This is a genomic window from Haloferax sp. S2CR25 (genome assembly GCF_031624535.1).
Lineage (GTDB): Archaea > Halobacteriota > Halobacteria > Halobacteriales > Haloferacaceae > Haloferax > Haloferax massiliensis.
This window is the reverse complement of record NZ_JAMQOO010000003.1, coordinates 433,552-452,288: the sequence shown is the minus strand read 5'-3', so window position 1 is coordinate 452,288 and position 18,737 is coordinate 433,552. Positions and strand designations below refer to the sequence as shown.

Here is an 18,737-nt window from a genome sequence, read left to right as displayed (position 1 = left end):
GTCATAATTAGGTTGTGAATAGTCGCCGGGGGAAGTCGGCCAGCGGCTCCGCCCCGTCGGACGTGACGACGAACGTCTCGCTGAGTTCGACGCCGAAGTCGTCGAACCAGAGGCCGGGGATGGTGTGGAACGTCATGTTCTCTTCGAGGACGGTCTCGTCTCCGGGACGGAGGCTCGCCGTGTGTTCGCCCCAATCCGGCGGGTAGCCGAGCCCCATCGAGTAGCCGATGCGGTCTTTCTTCTCGATGCCGTACTCGGCGATGGTGTCGCGCCACGCCCTCTCGACGGCCTCGCAGGTCACGCCGGGTTCGACCGCGTCGAGCGCGGCCTCCATCCCCTCGACGACGATGTCGGCCCGCCGGGACAGCTCTTCGGGGGGGTCGCCCACGAACGTCGTCCGCGCGAGCGGCGAGTGGTAGCGGTGGCGACAGCCGGAGAGTTCGATGATGACCGGGTCGCCGTCCTCGAACTCGCGGTCGGTCCACGTGAGGTGCGGCGTGCCGGTGTGGTCGCCCGAGGGCATCAGCGGGACGATAGACGGGTAGTCGCCGCCGTAGTCGTCGGTTCCCTCGATGAGCGCCGAGTAGATGGCCTCGGCGGCCTCGTACTCGGGGACGCCCGCCTCGATGACGTCGAGGCCGGCCCGCATCGCGTTCTCGGAGATGCGGGCGGCCTCGCGCATGTAGTCGAGTTCGGCGTCGGACTTCTTGATGCGCACGCGGTTCACGAGGAGCGTCGTGTCCTCGAAACTCGCCTCGGGGAGGTTCTTCTGCAGGCGCGTGTACGACTTCGCGGTGAAGTAGTAGGCGTCCATTTCGAGGCCGACGCGCGCGTCGTCGACGCCGAGGTCCTCCAAGACGGCCGCGACGAAGTCCATCGGGTGGAGGTCGTGCGGCGACTGCACGTGGTCGTCGCTGTACGGCCGGATGCTGTCCTCGCCCAACGTGGTCGTCGCGCGCGCGCCGTTAGCGTCCATGTCGCGGCCGACCCACACCGGCTCGTCGCGGTCCTGCGTCACCACGACGCCCTGATGGACGTAAAAGGACCAGCCGTCGTAGCCGGTGAGGTAGTTCATGTTCGCGGGGTCGCTCACGAAGAGCGCGTCCAGTCCCCGCTCGGCCATCCGCTCTTTCGTCCGGGCGATGCGTCTGTCGTACTCGGCGCTGTCGAATACGGCTCTTGGCATGGGAACCTCTATCGAACCATCGGATAGTGCCCGTAAAAATTTTTTGTGGACCGTGGTGACGGATACTGTGTACACGGGTGAGATTCGAGAGAGACAATATTGAGCTATTTAGACAATACTATGCCCATAGTTTGTGGAGGATAATGATGGAATCGCCGGGCACTGAGTGCTATCCCTCGTATTGTGCGTTTCGTGTCCAGTTGTAAATTTGAATAACCCAGATTATTTAGAATATTTGAAAAATGTAAATTGTAGTAAAGATAGTTCAGAGCAATACTGCCTGTTTTAGAAACCGCAGGAACAGTACGCATCTGCTGGGAGCCAAATCGTTATTCCTCGCAGTCTCGGAGGCGGGGGTATGGACCTCTCTATCGTCGACCTCTCGCCGGTTCCAGAGGGCGGGACCGCGACCGACGCGTACGCGAACACCGTCGAAACCGCCGCGCAGGCCGAGCGACTGGGCTACTCGCGCTTCTGGGTCGCCGAGCACCACGGCATGGCGAGCACCCTCGCGGGGACGACGCCCGAGGTGTTGCTCGGTCACCTCGCCGCCGAGACCGACTCGATTCGGCTCGGTTCCGGCGCGGTGCTGCTCAATCACTACAGCCCGTTCAAGGTCGCCGAACAGTTCGGCGCGCTCGACGGACTCGCGCCCGGTCGAATCGACGCGGGACTCGGCCGAGCGAACGGGTCGCCCGCGTCGGACCAGGCGCTCGGGACGGACCGGCACGTCGAGGACCCCGACGGCGACCACGCCGAGAAGGTCGAGGCCGTCGTCAACCACCTCTACGACGACTACCCCGACGAACACCCCTACGCCGACCTCGAACTCCCGCGAGGGGACGGCGACCCGCCGGTCCCGTGGGTGCTCGGGTCGAGTCCGTCGAGCGCGACCATCGCGGGCGAACTCGGGTTGCCCTACTGCTTCGCGGGGTTCATCAGACCGCAGTTCGCCGTCCACTCCTTCGAGGAGTACCGCGAGAGCTTCCGGGCGTCGCCGCTGGCCGGCGGCATCGACGAACCCCACGGGATGGTCGCGGTGAACGCCGTCTGCGCCGAGACCGACGAGGAGGCGGCGCGAATCCGCGCGGTGGCCGAGGCGACGTACAAGCGGATGCGCCGCGGCGAGGTCGGCACGAGGCCGACCGTCGAGGAGGCGATAGACGAACTCGGCGGGGTTCCCGAACCCACGCCCGCGACCCTCGGAGCGAAGGAGTGGCCGCGCGCGATTTCCGGCAGTCCCGAGACGATTTCGGGGCTGTTGGACCAGCTCGCGGAGCGCGTCGGGGCCGACGAGATGATGATTCAGCACGTCGTCGGCGACCACGAAGACGGACTCCGCTCGCACGAACTGCTCGCCGAGGGCGTCGGCCTCGTCTGACGCGTCGGCGTCCGCGACAGTCTGCCTGCCCGGATAATTCATATTGCAGTCCCCCGGAATAAGGAGTGTGTCACGACTTCGGCATCTCCGGCTCGAAGACACGCCCTTCGAGGCCAGAGAGTTCTCGCTGCTCTGGCTCATCGCGCTCGCTACCTACGGCGTCGGCGACATCGTCACGACGCTGACGATTCTCTACTACGAGCGCCGGTTCGACGAGGCGAACGCCCTCCTCGTGGCGAGCACGGACGCACTCGGACGGTGGGGGCTCGTCCTCCCGAAGCTCGCCGTCTTCCTCCTCTGTCTCGGCATCTGCGTCTACGGCGCTCGCGTGGGCGACAAGGTGCTGTACTACCTCCCGCCGGTCGCGCTCGCCGTCATCGGAGCGTTCGCCACGGCGTTCAACCTCCGGCTCTTCGTCGGGTGAGCGGCGGAAAATCGGGGCGAAGAGCGCTCAGTCGGTCGCCTGTTCGAGCGTGAAGACGAACTCCACGTCGACGCTGTCGGTCTGTATCTCGTTTCCGGCTGACTCCCGAATCTGCCACTCGACGACGAGCGACAGTGACTCCCCGCCGTCGAGTCGGCCGAGCGAGACGGACTCGTTCCACACGTCGGCGAAGTCGAGATACGTCGTCTCGTCGCCGAGGACGTAGGTGCTCGTCCCGTTCGCCCGCTCGACGCGGAGCCGGACGGCGAGCGCCTCGTGGAGTTCGCCCTCGTCGGCTCCGCCGGTCGAGTCGACCGACAGTTCGGGGCCGGAGCGGCCGTTCTCGGCTGACTCGAACGGCATCGAATCCAGCGTCAACACGCCGGGGTCGCGCCCGCGGTTGGTGAGCGTCCCCGTCGAGTTACCCGCGGAGCCGGGCGCGACCGACTGCGTGTCGAGAAGCGAGACGCCCGCCCCGCCGGAGCCGAGTTCGAGGTCGACGCCCTCCGGGGCGCTCCCGGCGGTGTTCTCGACGGTCACGTCGAACGACGCGGTCTCCTCGGTTCGGGCGACTTCGGTCGAGCCGCGGAACAACACCGCGGTCACGGAGACGTAGCCCGTCGTGACGGCGGTCTCGCCGTCGTCGGAAGCCGCGAAGCCGGCGGTTCGGTTGCCGTCGGCGTAGGTCACGTCGGAGCCGAGTGCGGCGGCAATATCCACGGGGCTCGACTCCCGGACAGTGACGCGACGCTCCTCCTGCCAGCCCTCGTCGGGGACCCACGCGTTCACCACGAGCACGACGCTGTCGACCGCGCCGGTCCACGAGAGCGTCCCGGTCACCGGGCCGCTGAGCGTCCCGACCGTCCCGTCGGCGCTTCGGACCGTCGGCGGGTCGGCGGCCCCGACCGAAAGCGTCGGGTCGGGCGACGCCGACGATGCGGCCGTGGTCGTCGTTTGACTGCCGCCACCGCCTCCACCACGGCCACCTCCTCCGCCTCCACCACGGCCACCTCCTCCGCCTCCACCACCGCCCCCAACGCCACCGTCAGTGCCCGAGCGCGCCGTGGTGGTCGGCTCGGGACTGCTCGTCGGCGCGGGCGTCGGCGTGGGCGACGACGGGGTCGGGTTCGATGTCGTGGTCGCGGTCGGCGTCGACGCGGGCGTCGGTGTGTCTTCGTCCTCGTCGTCCTCGTTTGGCGGCGTATCCGACGTCGGCGAGGGCGGCGTCACGGTGACGTCCGGCGGCGACGGCCCGGGGTCGTCGCCGCCCCGGAGGTCCGAAATCGCGTCGTTGATTCCGCTGTCGTCGAGGAAGCGGTCGACGCTTCCGGGAGCGGCCAAGCCGGTGCCGACCAGCACGATGCCGACGACCACGAAGACGATGACCAACCGACCGGCGACCTGCGAGATCCGCGGCGAGAGCGTGCCGAGGAGCTTCGCCGACAGGAGCGAGGCGAGCGACAGCGGAATCGGGAACAGCCCCGCCCGCGACGGACGGTACTCGACCACCAGCGCCGTCTCGGTCGGCCGGTCGCCGGGTTCGACCTCGTCGCCGACGGCGACCGGGCGCGAGTCGGTACGGAGTTCGTCGCCCTCGTCGGGCGAGGGTCGCTCGCGTTCGACAAGCGCGGGTGTGGCGTCGGCTTCGGTGCCGGTGCCGGTGCCGACGAACGACGCCGAATGCGCGTCCCAACGCCGGACCGCCCGAACGACCCCGTGGACGGGCAGACGCTCGCCGGGAAGACAGAGGACGCGGTCGCCCCGTTCGAGCCGCTCGAAGTCGACCTCCTCGAAGTCGTCCGCGTCGCCGTCGACGAGGCGTCGACACCGGGTCGCGTCGGCGAGCATCAGTTCGGGCGACTGCTCGGGGGTCCAGTCGGGTGCGTTCGCGTCGTCCGGGCTGGTCACGAGGGATTCACCGCCCGTCCTCGAAGGTTTCGTCGGTCGGCGCGTCGGAAGGGCAGTCGACGGGGTCGGTCACCCACTCCATACCGTCGGCCGAGTCGGAGCGCGCGGGGGTGGACGCCGAAGGAGACGGGTCGGCGACTGCGACGGGGGGCGCCGAGAGGCGGACGCCCGTCCGCTCCGGGTAGAGCGCGACGCCACCGTCCGAGGCGCTGACGTAGTCAGTTCCGGCCGTCCCGGTCCCCGCGTCGGGCGAACCGTCGCTCCCGTCCGACTCGTCGGAGTCGACCTCGACGAGCGCGTCGGTGTACAGCGAGTAGAGTTCGGTCACGACGAGGAGCGCGCCGGGGAGGATGACGAACAGGACCAACCCGAGTCCCGACTGGACGAACTGCGCGGCGAGCCCGAGATACGGCACGTGGAACCAGACGCGACCGACGACGCGGTCGGCCGCGACGGGGTCCGAGTCGACGTCCTCGTTGGCGTCGCCTTTCGTCCGGAACACCGGGCCGTCGGCGCTTCGGTCCACCGCGACGACCCGGTGGGTCACGCGGTCGGTCCGCTCGTCGGTGATGGCGCTTCCGGCTTCCCGGTAGGTGATGATATCACCCTCCGAGATGTCCGCGGGCGGCACGTCGCGGACGACCACCACGTCGCCGGCGTCGAACGTCGGCGACATACTCCCGGAGAGGACGGTGTAGCTGGCGTCGGCCCCGAAGGCCTGCGGCGCGGCGAGCACGACGACGAGCGCGACGGCGACGAGGAGGACGACGCCGCCGAGGACGCGGGCCGCCGCGGCGAGACGAGACCAGTTCATCGGTCAGACACCCCCGTCGGCGTCGTCTCCGTTCCCGTCGTCACCGCTGACGCTCTCGGGGGCGGCCGATTCGGTTTCGGTTTCGGAGTCGGTCGAGTCGGTTTCGGTTTCGGAGTCGGTCGAGTCGGTTTCGGTTTCGGAGTCGGTCGAGTCGGTTTCGGTTTCGGAGTCGGTCGAGTCGGTTTCGGACTCGGAGTCGGCCGTTTCGTCGCCTTTCCCGACGTCACCGTCTTGGCCGTCTTCACCGTCTCCGTCCTCTTGCTCGGATTCGGCTTCGTCGCCTCGTCCGGATTCGGTCTCGACGTCTTGGTCTTTCTCTCCGGCTCCGTCCTCGACATCCGCGTTCTCGACTCCACCGGCTTCTCCGTCCTCGGATTCACCGTCTTCCTCGGTCGTCTCGACTTCGTTCGTTCTGACTGCGTCGCCCGTCTTGACGTCGACGCGCATCACGAGGTCGTCGGGGTCGGCGTGCGAGTAGTGGTGCCACGAGAACTGGAGCGTGCCGGTGAGCGAGAACGACCCGTCTATCTCGCGGTCGATTCGGACGTGGTTCGTGCCGGTCGCATCGACCGAGACGTCGGCGAGAGTGCTCGTCTGCCCGGCGGCGGTGAGTTCGAGGTCCGAGACCGCGACCGACGACCCGGCGGCCGAGGCGGAGACCGTGACGCCGAGCGCGACCACGTCGTTCGCGCCGACGCCCTGTCCCTTCCACCCGTGTTTGTCCGGGTACTCGGTGCCGCCGACGGTCATCGTCACCTTGCTGCCGTCGAAATCGACGCGGAACGACTCGGTTCGACCCGACCACCACGCGTGTTGCCAGTCGCTGTTCTGCCTGTGGAGGCGAGTCTCGGAGCTTCCGGAGCGCTTCAGCACCGCGACTTCGTAGTTCTCCGGCTCCGAGTTGCCGTACACGAAGCCGTCGTAGGGCTCGCCGTAGCGGGCGAGCGTCGCCCAGTCCCAGCCGCCCATCGCGTCGCGGGCGTCGCCGGTGCCGGACGTCGAACCGTCGTCGCCTCCGTCATCGTCGTCGACCTCGCAGGACGCGCCGTCGTCGGCGTCGGGACGCTGGTCGAGCGCGAACCGGAGGTCGACGCCCGCGACGTCCGAGGCGACCTCGTTGCCGGCGCTCGACGGGAGCCGCCACGCGATGACGAAGTCGACCGACTCGCCGGGCGCGAGTTCGTAGTCGAGGTCGAACGTCTCGTCCGCGACGAAAATCGAGTCGAGGGTCGCGTAGTCCGAACTCCCGCAGAGGTACGTCTTCGACCCGTCGGCGGCTTCGAGCCACGCGCGGACTTCGAGCACCTGCGCGAGTTCGCCGTCCCCGACGCGGGGGTCGTTCTGCGACGGGGGCTCGGACTGGCCGTTCTCGTCGTCGGTGACGCTGAGCACGTCGATATCGAGGAAGCCGGTGAGCGACCCGCGGTTGCGGAGCGTCACCGACGCGGTGCCGCTGTCGCCGGGCGCAAGGCCCGACTCTTCGAGGAACGTGAGTTGCTCGTCGTCGCCGTCGACCGTCAGGTCGAGCGTGCCGACGCCGAACGACGCGTCGGCGCGCTCGGTGTCGGAAAACGCCGAGTAGGTGCCGACGCCCGCGGCGGCGCTTCCGGCGCTAATCGTGAAGAGTCCGCCGAGGAATCGGCGTCGAGTGAGCGTCAGCGTTGGTGTCTGTTTCGGCATCGAGAGGCGTGAAGTCGTCGTGCGCGTTCGGAGGGCCGGAACGAAAGAGCTGGACGCGGTCGGTTCGACCGGGTCGCGTCGTCCCCGTCGCCCGCGAACGCGAACTGTGGTTACTGGCTGTCTCGCTGGTTCAGTTCGAAGTCGAACTGGATGTCGAGCCCGTCGGCTTGGAACTCGTTTCCGGCGCTCTCCCGCATCTCCAGCGCGAAGGAGAACGTCTTCGTCTCGCCGGACGCGAGGGCGATGTCTTGGACGTTGGAGTCGTCGTCGCCGTCGGCCGCGTCGCTGTTGTTGTCGACCACGTCGGCCAACGTGGCCGAGCCGCCGAACCGGTCGGCGAGCACGTCGAGGCTCCCGACTTCGAACGTCGTCACGTCGAGGACGCCCGCGAGGTCCGCCACCGAGGCGTCCGCGTCGCCGTCGTCGCCGGCCGTGGCGTCGCTGTCGTTTTCGGTCAGCGTGAGGTCGATATCGAGGCTCCCGTCGAGCGTGCCGTCGTTTTCGAGGTCGACCTCGAAGGTGTCGGTCTCGTCGCCGGGCGCGAGGCCCGTGGCGCTGAAGCTCGCGGAACTGGCCCCGTCGGCGAGGCTCAGCGTCCCCGCCTGAAGCGTGTTCTCGGTGCTCGATTCGGTGTCGTTGAACAGGGCGAACGTGCCCACCCCGGCGGCGGCGCTTCCCGCGCCGATCGTGAGGAGGCCTCCGAGGGCGCGGCGTCGTGTGAGTTTGAATACTTTTTCTGCCATTGAGTTCTCCGTGCGGCCCACCGTACACCCACTCCCTTCCGTGACATTCTGGGTGGGGTGACCTTCAGACATCTCTACTCGATTACGCGGCAATAACCCGATACCACCATTATGCGGTATCCGGCAAAAACCGAGCGGCGTGATAGCCTTCGGCACAGTCCCGCCGGGACGAGAGGCAAGGCCGCCCCAGTGAGGCGACGCGTCGCCTCACTCGGCGTCGAACAGTTCGGCGAAGACCTTCCGCTGGGCCGCCCTGAGGTGTTGGGTGAACGTCGACCGCGAGACGCCGATGGCCTCGGCCACTTCGGCGGCGCTGCGGCGCTTCGGTCGCTCGAAGTAGCCCGTTCGGTACGCGACTTCGAGCGACTCGCGCTGGCGGTCGGTGAGGCCGGCCAGCACGCTCGCGCCGATATCGGACTCGACGGTGCGGTGGCTCCGCGCGGTCATCACGACGCTGTCGAAAGCCGCCGCGAGCGCCTCGACGAACGGGCCCGCCGGTCGCCGCCGGGAGAGGTCGACGACGACCGTCGCCTCGCCGTCCACGACGACGACCCGGTGGAGAACGCCGCCCGCGTCGGCGATGGCCGTCCCCAGCGAGGGCGCGAGCGTGTCGAACTGCGCCCGGACGACCCCGTCGCCGGGGGTCACGGCACCGGGCGTCACCCCGTCGAGACTCGCCAGCGCGTCTGTCACCGCGGCCTCGGACGCGCCGCGGACCGTCACGAAGTAGCGCTCGCTGTCGCCGCGGGGCAACGCCGTGTGGACGACGAGTTCCGCGTCCCGGCCGAGCGCATCGCCGACCGCCAGCAGCCCCGCGTCGCCGTCGCGGACGCGGAGGCGGACGCGGACGACCTCGTCGGCAACCAGCGCCTCGCGGCTCTCGGCGGTGCTGAGGGCGTAGCCGAGCGTCTCCGCCAGCTCTTCGAGCCGCCGGCGCTCCCGGTCGTCGTCGGCACCGCGGCGGTACACGCCGAGGACGCCGTAGTCGACGCCGCCGTGCCGGAGCGCGACGGCGACCGCGGTTTCGATACCGCCGGCGGCCGCGGCCGCCGTCCACCCGGCGTCGGGAGCGGTCGCCGGTGCGTCGGCGTCGGTGTCGGGTTCGTCGCCGACGGCGCGGACGACCGTCGTCCCCTCGCGGAAGGCGGTCAGACTCGGTTCGGTCGAGCCGCGCCGGACCGCCGCGTCGGCGTCGAAAACGCCCGCCATCCGGAGATACGACTCGTCGCCGACGACGGCGAGCGGGGCGAGTCCGCCGCCCGCGGTGCGCTCGCCCACCCACGCCGCGACGGTGTCGGGGTCGCTCCCGATGTACCGACAGAACGACTCCGCGACCTCGACGCGCGACGACTGTCGGACGAGAATCTCCCGAATCGCCTCCTTCGTGTCGCGCTCGCGTTCGAGTCGGCGCTGGTGGTGGACCTGCGCCGTGATGTCCCGGAGGACGCCGATGGTGCCGGGGAGTCCGTCGTCGACGACGTCGTCGGTATCGAGGATGCAGTGGCGCGTCTCGCCGCCGCGGTTGCGGATACGAATGTCGAGCGACTGCGGGACCCCCCGGTCGAGCGCGTCGCGGACGCGGGCCCGGTCGTCGGGGTGGACGACCGTCTCGACGATGTCGCCGGCGGTGAGCGCCGCGCGGTCGTAGCCGGTGAGCGTCGTCGCCGCCTCGTTGACGAGGACGACGACGCCGTCGCGGGCGACGAAGATGGCGTCGCGGACGTTCTCGACGAGCGTCCGGTAGCGAGCCTCGCTCTCGGCGAGCGCGCGCTCCGTTCGGTGCTTGTCGACGGCCGTCCGAACGCGCGTGGCGAGCGCCGCGGCGCTGTCGTCGACGCTCGTCTTGACGATGTAGTCGTCCGCCCCGGCCGACAGCGCGCTACTGGCGAGCCCCTCGTTTCCGGCACCCGTAAACAGGAGAAACGGGATGTCGGGTCGGTCCTCGCGGACCTCGGACAGCAGTTCGATGCCCGTCCGCCCGGGCATGTAGTAGTCGCTGACGACGCACTCGACGTCGTCTGTGAGGCGGTCGAGCGCGTCATCGGGACTGTTTGCCTCCCGGACGTCGAAGTCGGGGGCCACCTCGCGGAGTCGATGCACCACGAGCGTCAGCCAGTCGCGGTTGTCGTCGACGAGGAGGACCGTGACTGGGTCCGCGCTCGTCTCGTCTGTCGTCTCGGTCACGGCGGTTCTGTCGTCCGTGGTACATCTACTGAGATAAACTGTTCGGGTGCGGAACCCGAGCGGTAATCGAGAGAATAGGGAACGTTCGTTCGGTTTATTCCGACAAAGACGGGCAGAACCTCTCGCGAACAGACACGTCTAAGTACCAGAACGGGCACAGAACACGCACCGATGGACGCGAAAAGCGGTCGGACGCGGTGAGAGATGGGCTGGCAATACACAGTCTTGGCGCTTCCGACCCTCTTTGCAATGGTTACCGCGGTCCTGCTCGGAGCGTACAGCCTGCGGTACATGCGGGTCCACGGCCGGTCGCCCGAGCTCGTCGCGTTCTTCGCCGTGAACGTCGGACTCGTCCTCTGGACCGGGTTCGCGGCGCTCAAACTCCTGCAGACCGATCCGGAACTGAAGCTGCTTTTCTACCGGTTTCTCTACTTCGGCGTCGCGCCGCTCGGCGCGCTCGCGTTCCTCTTTACGCTCTTCCACACCGACCGAGTCAGCCGAACCACGCCCGGACTGGTCGCGGCGGTCATGACCGTGCCGGCCGTCTTTCTGGCGGTCCTCTTTGCGAACCCCGACGGTCTCGCTATCGAGGCGACGCACCTCGTCGAGACGAACGGCCTCGTCGTCCTGCGGGTCGACGTCGGTCTCGGTCACGTGGTGTTGCAGTTGCTCTACAACGCGGTGCTCTGCGCGCTGGCCGTCGCGCTCATCCTCTCCGAGGCGATTCGGTTGGGCCGGCCGTACATCCCGCAGGCGGTGTTGGTGAGCGTCGGCCTCGTCGCCCCGTTCGTCTTCACGGCCTGCAGTTCGCTCGGAGTCCCGCCGTTCGGGAGCGACGGCGTGAACCTCGTGCCGACCTCGGCCGCGGTCACGTCGGCCGCCATCGGCGTCGCGCTCTTTCGCTACCGGTTTCTCGACCTGCCACCCATCGCCTACACCACCGCGATGGAGGAGTCGCCCGACGGCGTGTTCGTCCTCGACGCCGACGAGCGAATCGTCCACGTCAACACCCGCGGCGCGGCGCTGTTAGAGCGCTTCGGCGCGGCCGTCGGCGACCCGGTCACCGCGGTCTCGCCGGACCTCGACCTGACGACCGAGAGCAACGACAGCGTCAGAACCACCCGAGAAGGCGGCGAAGCGGTGTACCTCAGCGCCCGCTCCCAGCGGCTCAAACGAGGCGACCAGACCGTCGGCTGGGTCATCGTCCTCCGCGACGTGACCGAGTTGCACCGCCAAAAACAGACCATTCTCTCCCAAAACGAGAAGCTCACGCTCCTCAACCAGATCGTCCGCCACGACATCCGAAACGACATGGCCGTCATCCTCGGCAACGCCCGGCTTATCGAGGAGTCGGTCGACGACGAGGTCGTGCGCGAACGCCTCGCCACGATACTCAGAAACGGGGAACACGCCACCGAACTCACCGTGAACGTCCGGAACCTCATGGCGACGATGCTCGACGACGAGGAGACGACCCGGCCGACGACGCTCGCCGGGCCGCTCTGGGCGGAAGCGAGCGCGGTCCACGACGGAACCGCCGACGCGGCGGTCTCGCTCCCCGACGAGCCGCCGGACGTGACCGTCGTCGCCGACGACATGCTGGGGACGGTCTTCCGAAACCTCCTCACGAACGCGGTGCGGCACAACGACGCCGACCGGACCGAAATCGACGTGTCGGTCGAGGTTCGAGACGGCGAGGCGCTCGTCCGCATCGCCGACAACGGGCCGGGCGTGCCCGACGAGCGCAAAGAGGAGGCGTTCGGCCGCGGCGAGAAGGGCCTCGAAAGCCCCGGGACCGGCCTCGGTCTCTACCTCGTAGACACCATCGTCAGCGGCTACGGCGGCGACGTGTGGGTCGAGGACAACGAGCCCCGGGGCGCGGTCTTCGTCGTCCGCCTGCGGCGGGCCTGAGAGCGGGACGACCGCACAGTCCCAACATTCAAAAAATCAGCACGCCGATAGGAAGGCGATGCCCTCCACCGTTCTGCCCGCCGGCGTCAGCCGATGGCGACTGGCCGTGTTCGCGGTCGTCGCCGTCGTGCTCGCCGGGCTATTGTCTCTCACCGACGAGCCGGTCAGTCCGGCGCTCGCGGCCATGGGACTGCTCACCCTCGTCTACATAGCCTCGACCGCGGTCGACGCCGTCCGCGAGCATCCCGCCTTCCCGCTCGCCTCCGCGGTGTACACGACGCTCCTGTTCGCCGGCGGGTACGCCAGCGGCGCGCTGTCGAATCTCCTGTGGGGCGTCCTCGCCGTCCTCTCAGCAGTCGGCGTCGTCGTCGAGGCGTACAACTACCGGCACGGAACGAGCTATCTCAGACTCGATTTCGAATGACGAGACTGAGCGAGACCACCGTTTCTGGGGCGATTGCCGTCGCGTCGCTCATCGTGGGACTCATCGTCGCCTTCGACGGCCCGGAGGTCGACCTCGCGGCCGGAGTCGTATGGACCAGCGCGACCGGCATGGTACTCCTGAATCTTCGCGGGAAAGTCCGCGAGGCTCGGAGCGACGAGCCGCCCGAACCGGGACCGCTCCTGCGTCTGGCCGAAGTCGATTACGACCCGCGGTACGACCGGTATCTCGGCGTCGTCCTGTTCGTCCTCGGTCTCGCGGCGTTCGCGGCGGTCGTCGCGGTCGACACGTCCGACTCGAATACGTTGTTCCTCGTCGGCGTCGGACACTTCTGTCTGATTTCCGCGCTGGCCGCGGTCGCGCTCTCCGATAGATAGTGCGAAAAGTCGGAATGACCACGCCGCCGTCAGCTGTTTTTTGAGAATCGGGCCAAAAAGACTACTTAGCTGGCTGGCAACTCTCAGGTGTCCGCTCGATACTGTCTGGTCGGCGGACTGGTGACATAACATCGCAGGCAGGCGGCCCATCCCGTGCCACCGGTACTCCGACCCTGCCCCCTCGGACTGCCGCCCGATGGTCCGCCCCTACATTTCTACCCTCTCACCGCGCGTTCCGCTGAGCGGCCGGCCCGCGACCAGTCCGCGACTCAGTCGCGGCTCGGAGCGCCGCCCCCGACGAGACCGGCCACGCGGGACTCGACTTTCCCGTAGGCGCGCGCGACTTCCGCGAGGAGCGACTCCGTCGCGAGGACGGCGAACCCGGTGAAGATAGTCGCGAAGCCGACGACGGTGAGCGTCGAAATCGACTCGCCGAGGAGCGCCGTCCCCCCGAGCGTGGCGACGATGGGCACGGCGTAGAAGACGAGGTTGCCGCGAATCGGCCCCACGTCGTCGAGGAAGCCGAAGTAGGTGAGATAGGCAACCGCGCCGGCGAAGACGCCGACGTAGGCGAGCGCGAGGAGCGCCGTCGGCGACCACGTGGCCGCGGCGAGCGACTCGCCGGAGGCGACGCTCAGGCCGTGGGTGAGCGCCGCGCTGACGGGGAGCGCCCACGCCGTGCGGACGGGGCTCGAAAGCGACGTGTCGGCCCAGCGGATGAGGACGGTCCCGAGCGCGCCGCTGACCGCGCCGAGGAAGACGACGCCCTTCCAGAGCGCCTCGCCGCCGAGCAGGTTCGCGGGGTCGACGCCGACGACGAGGCCGACGCCGAGGAGGCCGATGAGCATCCCGAACGCGCCGCGGGTGGAGAGTCGTTCGTCGGCGAGGAGCGCCATGGCGAACACGGGCGTCAGAATCGGGTTGAGGCTGAAGATAATCGACCCGACGCCGCTGGAGACGTGCTCCTGTCCGACGAACAGGAGAGCGTTGGCGAGTCCGATGACGAACACGCCGGTGGCGAGGATGCCGACCACGTCGCGGACCGACCGCGGGAGCAGTTCGGCGCGCGGCCGGGTGGCGACGACGTAGCCCACGAGCAACACCGCCGCGATGTCGAACCGGAGCGCGACGAACAGGAGCGGCGGCAGGTAGTCGAGGCCCGCCTTCGCGGCGACGAACGTCCCGCCGAAGAAGAACGCCGTCAGGGCGAACAGGACGAACCGCCGGCGCGTCGCCGTCACCATGCCGCACCTCCGAGCGAGAGACCGAACGCAGAGTGAAGTGAACGCATCTTGGATAGTCGTACGACTCCCCCACGTATAGTTTGATTCAGAAATTAATTCATGGCAAGAAAATCCGGCGGCGGTCGAGTATGATTCATGGTATGAAATTATTTCGAGACGCGAAAGGTGTTTAATCGAGCGCGCACAACTCCGCCCCATGGAGTCGGCATTAGACGAGATAGAGTTTCTCGCGCTCTCGCAGAACCGCGTCGACGCGCTCAGACACCTCTCGGAGCGGCCGCACTCCAGACGCGAACTCGTCGAGCGAACCGGCGCGTCGCAGCCGACGATGGGCCGGATTCTCAGCGATTTCGAAGCCCGGTCGTGGCTCGTCCGCGAGGACGGCGCGTATCGGGCGACGGTGACGGGCGAACTCGTCTCGCGAGGGTTCGACGACCTCGTCGACATCCTCGACACCGACGCCAAACTCCGGCCGGTCGTCGAGTGGCTCCCGACCGACGCCATCACGTTCGACCTCGAACATCTGACCGAGGCGACGATTACCACGCCGAGTCAGGTCCGGCCGAACGCGCCGGTCAAGCGCGCCGTGTCCCTCCTGAGCGAGGCCGAGGACGTGCGCATCTTCTCCTACGCGTTCAACGAGCAGAACCTCGACATCGTCAGGGAGCGGACCGCCGCCGGCGACCAGCGGTTCGAGGGCGTCTTCTCCTCGGCCGCCATCGACGCGCTCGCCCACGACTCCCAGCTTCGCGAACAGCTCCGCGACCTCCTCGACGCCGACGCGGCCGCCGTCCGCATCACCGACGAGCCGATTCCGATGGCGGCGACCATCGCCGACTCGACCGTCCACCTGTTCCTCCGCGACGACAGCGGCATCCTCCAGGCCTCCATCGACGTGACCGAACCCGAAGTCCTCGCGTGGGCCGACGAACTGTTCGAGCGCTACTGGGAGGCGGCGGAGCCGCTCGACCTCGACCGGCTGTAACGGGCGGGCGTCTCCGAGAGTATCCGCGTCGCCGACCCGTCAACCGACCCACAATACATATCAGCGACCTGTGAGAAGCCGACGTATGCCCTCGCCTTCGTCCCCTCCCTCCCACGCACCCTCCGGTTCTCCCGCGAACTCCGACACCGGTTCCGACGCCGGTTCCGACACCCCGTCGCGCCGCGCGTTTCTCGCCGCCGCCGGCACCGCCCTCGCGAGCGGGCTCGCCGGCTGTTCGTCGCTTCGGCGGTTCCGGTCGCCCGACGGAACGGACTGGTCCGCCTCCGTGCCCGAACCGAGCGTCCTCTCGCCGCCGTCGGCCACCGATGGGGTCGTCGCCGTCATCGGCCACCGGAGCGGCGACATCGACGCGGGGCGCGTCGTCGCCTTCGACCGAGAGAGCGGCGAGCGCCTGTGGGACATCGATTTCGGCCGTCCGACCGGGCTGCTCGCCGCTGACGGCTCGGTGTACGCGGGCGAGAGACTCGGGTCGGGTCGCGGGCGAATCTACGCGTTCGACGCCGCGGACGGGAGCCAGCGATGGTCCCAGACCGTCGGGAACATCGGTTCTTCGATGGCCATCGCGGGCGACTCCCTCTACGCGGCGAACGGGACGCTCGCGGCGCTTTCGACCGACGACGGCGCGGTTCGCTGGGAGCAATCGGCGGTCGACGGCGTCGGCTTCACCGTCGTCGTCGCCCCGCAGGACCAACTGTTCGCCGACGAGCGGGCGGTGTACTACGGTGACGACGAGGGCGTCTTCGCGATGGCCCCCGAGGACGGGGGCCTCCGGTGGGCGTGGCGACCGGACGAGTGGGACTGGACCGACGTGGGGCCGGTTCCGGCCGGTGGCGGCGTTTACGCCGGCGGTGGCGGCGACATCGCCATGCTCGACGCGGACGACGGGTCGCTCCGGTGGCGCACCTCGTTCGGGGCCGGCGCGCAGGTCGTCGGCGTCCACGAGCGGGGTTCGACGGTGCTGGTCGCGGAGGGGACCGACGAGTCGCCGTCGGACACCTTCGGAACGCTGTACGAACTCGCGGTTCGGGACGGCTCGGAGCGCTACGAAGTCCGGTTCGACAGCCCGGTCGAGCGAACCGCCTCGACCGAAGAGACGTTCGTCGTCGGGACCCGCGCGGGTCGGATTCGGTGGTCCCGCGGCGCGTCGTTTTTCGAGCCGTTCGAGACGACGCTCTCGGCGGACGGCTACCTCCTCGGCGCGGCCGGGGCGCAGGCGTTCGCACAGACGGGCGAGGGGACGCTCTGGGCGCTCTCGCCTGACCAGTAAGTCACGAATTCGAAGCCGTCGCCGTGGAACCCCGCGTCAGAACGAGCCGCGCCGTGCGCTGAGCGCACCGGCGTCCGAAACCGCTACCGAACGATGCCCTCGCGTCCCACCCGTCAGTCGAGTTCGTCGAACGAGTCGAACTCGTCCCAGCAGGAACACGGCAGGTCGTCCAGAGAGGTGACTTCGTCCGGGAGACTGGTGATGGGAATCCCGGAACCAGCTTCGTCGCAGTCGCGGAGGTGAACGCTGAAGTCGTCGCTGGACATCGTGTACATAGTCAGCACGCTCTGTTCGCCGGCTTCATTGAAACAGTTTGTGAGTGTGGCAGACGCGAGGGGAAATCCGCCGGCGCGCGATATCGGCCGTGCGGACGGGCGCGGGGTCAGAGCACCCGAAAGACGCGTACCGTGTCGCGCTTGCCCGGTTCGCAGAGCAGTTGCGCGAGGCCGAGGTCGGAGAACTCGTCCTTCCAGTTGCGGTGGTACAGCGGGAAGTCGTCGTTGACGTAGCTCACCTCGGAGCCGGAGCGCCCGCGGGTCGGCCCGTTACCCTCGTTTTCGGCGGTTATCACGAGGTCCGAGGAGACGCGGGCGATTTCCTCGAACACCCACGTGTCGTCGGGGTGGACGTGCTGAAGCGTCTCGACCGAGTAGATAACGTCGAACTTGTCGTCGGGGAAGTCGGGGAGCAGGTCCTCGATAGCGCCGGTGAGGAACGTGCCGGTGTCGACGAGTTCGGGGAAGTACTCGGCCATCACCTCGAAGGAGTCGTCGTTGATGTCGATGCCGGTGAGGTCCTCGTAGCCGCGGTCGCGGAGGTGCGCGAGGTGGCGACCGGAGCTACAGCCGAGTTCGAGAACCGACGCGTCTTCCGCCGCGTAGTGCTCGAACACGGTCGCGAGCGTCTCGCTGACCTCGTTCGGGCCGATTTGGGCGTAGTACTCCGGCGAGAAGTCGCCGGAGCGCTCGGCCCACCCGCGGTGGTTGTCGTCTGCGTCCATACCCCGAGTAGCGAACGGGCGGGTAAATGTTCCGCGGAGTGCGCGCCGTCGGTGCGACGCGCGGACGGTGCGACAAATCCGATGACCGCGCGCGGGACGGGTGCGCTGGAGGGCGCGAAAAGGGCGTGCCGGAGGGCACGTTTGGGAGGGCTTCGCCGATTAGGGGTGCGTCAGGGGGACCGAATAGGGGAGGGAACGTCAGCGGGGAGTCGGGCGTCCCGCGAAGGGACTGGAAGCGAGCGTGCCGTGGAGGGCTGGAGGATCGTCGCGCCGCCGCGAACACCGGCAGTCGGGTGTACCAGTCGAGCGTGCCGTGCTCGCTCGCGGCGCGTGCGTCAGCGGGTCGTCGACCGCGACGGTCACGCCGAGTCGTCGGTCGTCGTCTCGTTCGCCGTGGTCGTCTCGTTCGCCGTGGTCGTCTCCTCGGTTGTCTCGTCTTCCGTCGTCGTTTCGTCCTCGGTTGTCTCGTCCTCGGTCGTCTCTTCCGTCATCTCGTCTTCCGTCGTCGTCTCTTCTTCTGTTGTCGTCTCTTCTTCCGTCTCTATCGTCGTCTCGTCTTCCGTCGTCGTCTCAACACCGCCGGTCTCTGCCGTCGTCTCGGTGCCGCCGACGGCTGGTTCGGCGTCCGTGCCGTTCGTTCCGTTCGCGGAGCCACCACCGCCCGTGTCCGTACAGCCGGCGAGTGCGACGGTCGCCGCGGCGACTCCGACACCGAACTGCCGTCGAGTGAGCGTTTCGCGCATCGCAGTCAGCAGTATCGCTCGGCGGAAGATAATGGGAGAGAGTCGTCCCGACCGTTCTCCGCCGAGCAACCGTTTCGACTGTCTGTTTCGGCCGTTTCAGTCGCATTAACGGAACGTTTGGCGGTGAGCCGAACGCCGACGAAGGAGACGGAGTTCGTCGATTACCTCGTCGCTGAGAGCGACCCGACGAGGAGAGCGGTTGTCGGTCACCCGCGGCGACGGGCGGTGGTGGAGACCTGTCGAGAAGCGACGGACGCGCCCGAAAACCACAGTGATGACTGCCGATGCGGACGCCGCGTCGGTGGATGAAAACCATGATTCATGAACATTCTAAACACATTGACTGTCAAAATAGTTGAAAAAAGAGTATCGAACAGATAAACAAAACATTATGCACTAGCAGAGTCGACAAATAAGGAACGAACAC

The 18,737-nt window shown here is 68.0% G+C and carries 17 protein-coding genes; 7 read left to right on the top strand and 10 right to left on the bottom strand.

Translation table 11 applies throughout. The features are described 5' to 3' along the window. Window positions 1-7: 7 nt before the first annotated feature. The gene (locus NDI65_RS10465; RefSeq protein WP_089780385.1) at window positions 8-1,186 is read right to left on the bottom strand and encodes a M24 family metallopeptidase; all 1,179 of its coding nucleotides are present in this window, start codon (window positions 1,184-1,186) and stop codon (window positions 8-10) included. 358 nt (window positions 1,187-1,544) lie between these two features. On the opposite strand from NDI65_RS10465, the gene NDI65_RS10460 reads away from it, so the two are divergent. Both NDI65_RS10460 and NDI65_RS10455 read left to right on the top strand, forming a co-directional pair. After that, window positions 1,545-2,567 carry an LLM class flavin-dependent oxidoreductase gene (locus tag NDI65_RS10460; protein WP_089780388.1) on the top strand — a complete coding sequence of 341 codons (1,023 nt, stop codon included), beginning with the start codon at window positions 1,545-1,547 and terminating at the stop codon, window positions 2,565-2,567. Between the two features lie 67 nt (window positions 2,568-2,634). Continuing rightward, complete coding sequence (locus NDI65_RS10455) at window positions 2,635-2,991, top strand: hypothetical protein (protein WP_089780391.1); 357 nt, start codon at window positions 2,635-2,637, stop codon at window positions 2,989-2,991. A gap of 27 nt (window positions 2,992-3,018) precedes the next feature. Here the strand turns inward: NDI65_RS10455 and NDI65_RS10450 are convergent, their stop codons facing one another. From NDI65_RS10450 to NDI65_RS10430, 5 genes are all read right to left on the bottom strand, one after another. Then, on the bottom strand, window positions 3,019-4,899 hold the full coding sequence (locus NDI65_RS10450) for a hypothetical protein (protein WP_310893639.1): 1,881 nt from the start codon (window positions 4,897-4,899) through the stop codon (window positions 3,019-3,021). Window positions 4,900-4,906: 7 nt separating this feature from the next. Then, window positions 4,907-5,713, bottom strand: coding sequence for a signal peptidase I (locus NDI65_RS10445; RefSeq protein ID WP_310893638.1), 807 nt, complete (start codon window positions 5,711-5,713; stop codon window positions 4,907-4,909). 3 nt (window positions 5,714-5,716) lie between these two features. Further along, window positions 5,717-7,393 carry a TasA family protein gene (locus NDI65_RS10440; RefSeq protein WP_310893637.1) on the bottom strand — a complete coding sequence of 559 codons (1,677 nt, stop codon included), beginning with the start codon at window positions 7,391-7,393 and terminating at the stop codon, window positions 5,717-5,719. Window positions 7,394-7,503: 110 nt separating this feature from the next. Further along, entirely contained in the window at window positions 7,504-8,136 is a 633-nt protein-coding gene (locus tag NDI65_RS10435; protein WP_089780398.1) for a TasA family protein, read from the bottom strand. Window positions 8,137-8,343: 207 nt separating this feature from the next. Continuing rightward, window positions 8,344-10,320 carry a helix-turn-helix domain-containing protein gene (locus NDI65_RS10430; RefSeq protein WP_310893636.1) on the bottom strand — a complete coding sequence of 659 codons (1,977 nt, stop codon included), beginning with the start codon at window positions 10,318-10,320 and terminating at the stop codon, window positions 8,344-8,346. A 204-nt stretch (window positions 10,321-10,524) separates the two neighbouring features. Here NDI65_RS10430 and NDI65_RS10425 point away from each other — a divergent pair, with 204 nt between their 5' ends. The 3 genes from NDI65_RS10425 to NDI65_RS10415 are packed head-to-tail and all read left to right on the top strand — an operon-like array spanning window position 10,525 to window position 13,050. Next, window positions 10,525-12,231 carry a histidine kinase N-terminal 7TM domain-containing protein gene (locus NDI65_RS10425; RefSeq protein ID WP_089780402.1) on the top strand — a complete coding sequence of 569 codons (1,707 nt, stop codon included), beginning with the start codon at window positions 10,525-10,527 and terminating at the stop codon, window positions 12,229-12,231. A gap of 58 nt (window positions 12,232-12,289) precedes the next feature. Continuing rightward, window positions 12,290-12,655 (top strand): phosphatidate cytidylyltransferase, encoded by a 366-nt coding sequence (locus tag NDI65_RS10420; protein WP_193310964.1) that lies wholly within the window; start codon window positions 12,290-12,292, stop codon window positions 12,653-12,655. After that, entirely contained in the window at window positions 12,652-13,050 is a 399-nt protein-coding gene (locus NDI65_RS10415; RefSeq protein WP_089780404.1) for a hypothetical protein, read from the top strand. The genes NDI65_RS10420 and NDI65_RS10415 overlap by 4 nt, the downstream gene beginning before the upstream one ends. A 269-nt stretch (window positions 13,051-13,319) precedes the next feature. Here the strand turns inward: NDI65_RS10415 and NDI65_RS10410 are convergent, their stop codons facing one another. Further along, window positions 13,320-14,294, bottom strand: a complete 975-nt coding sequence (locus NDI65_RS10410) for a DMT family transporter (protein WP_089780405.1) — start codon at window positions 14,292-14,294, stop codon at window positions 13,320-13,322. A 196-nt stretch (window positions 14,295-14,490) separates the two neighbouring features. On the opposite strand from NDI65_RS10410, the gene NDI65_RS10405 reads away from it, so the two are divergent. Both NDI65_RS10405 and NDI65_RS10400 read left to right on the top strand, forming a co-directional pair. After that, the gene (locus NDI65_RS10405) at window positions 14,491-15,279 is read left to right on the top strand and encodes a transcriptional regulator FilR1 domain-containing protein (RefSeq protein ID WP_089780407.1); all 789 of its coding nucleotides are present in this window, start codon (window positions 14,491-14,493) and stop codon (window positions 15,277-15,279) included. Between the two features lie 286 nt (window positions 15,280-15,565). Continuing rightward, window positions 15,566-16,567 (top strand): PQQ-binding-like beta-propeller repeat protein, encoded by a 1,002-nt coding sequence (locus tag NDI65_RS10400; protein ID WP_089780546.1) that lies wholly within the window; start codon window positions 15,566-15,568, stop codon window positions 16,565-16,567. A gap of 113 nt (window positions 16,568-16,680) precedes the next feature. Here NDI65_RS10400 and NDI65_RS10395 read toward each other — a convergent pair whose 3' ends face one another. The 3 genes from NDI65_RS10395 to NDI65_RS10385 form a co-directional block, all read right to left on the bottom strand. Then, the gene (locus tag NDI65_RS10395; RefSeq protein WP_167344150.1) at window positions 16,681-16,842 is read right to left on the bottom strand and encodes a hypothetical protein; all 162 of its coding nucleotides are present in this window, start codon (window positions 16,840-16,842) and stop codon (window positions 16,681-16,683) included. A 107-nt stretch (window positions 16,843-16,949) separates the two neighbouring features. Further along, window positions 16,950-17,567, bottom strand: coding sequence for a class I SAM-dependent methyltransferase (locus NDI65_RS10390; RefSeq protein ID WP_004971616.1), 618 nt, complete (start codon window positions 17,565-17,567; stop codon window positions 16,950-16,952). Between the two features lie 359 nt (window positions 17,568-17,926). Further along, window positions 17,927-18,310 carry a hypothetical protein gene (locus tag NDI65_RS10385; RefSeq protein WP_310893635.1) on the bottom strand — a complete coding sequence of 128 codons (384 nt, stop codon included), beginning with the start codon at window positions 18,308-18,310 and terminating at the stop codon, window positions 17,927-17,929. Window positions 18,311-18,737: the final 427 nt, after the last annotated feature.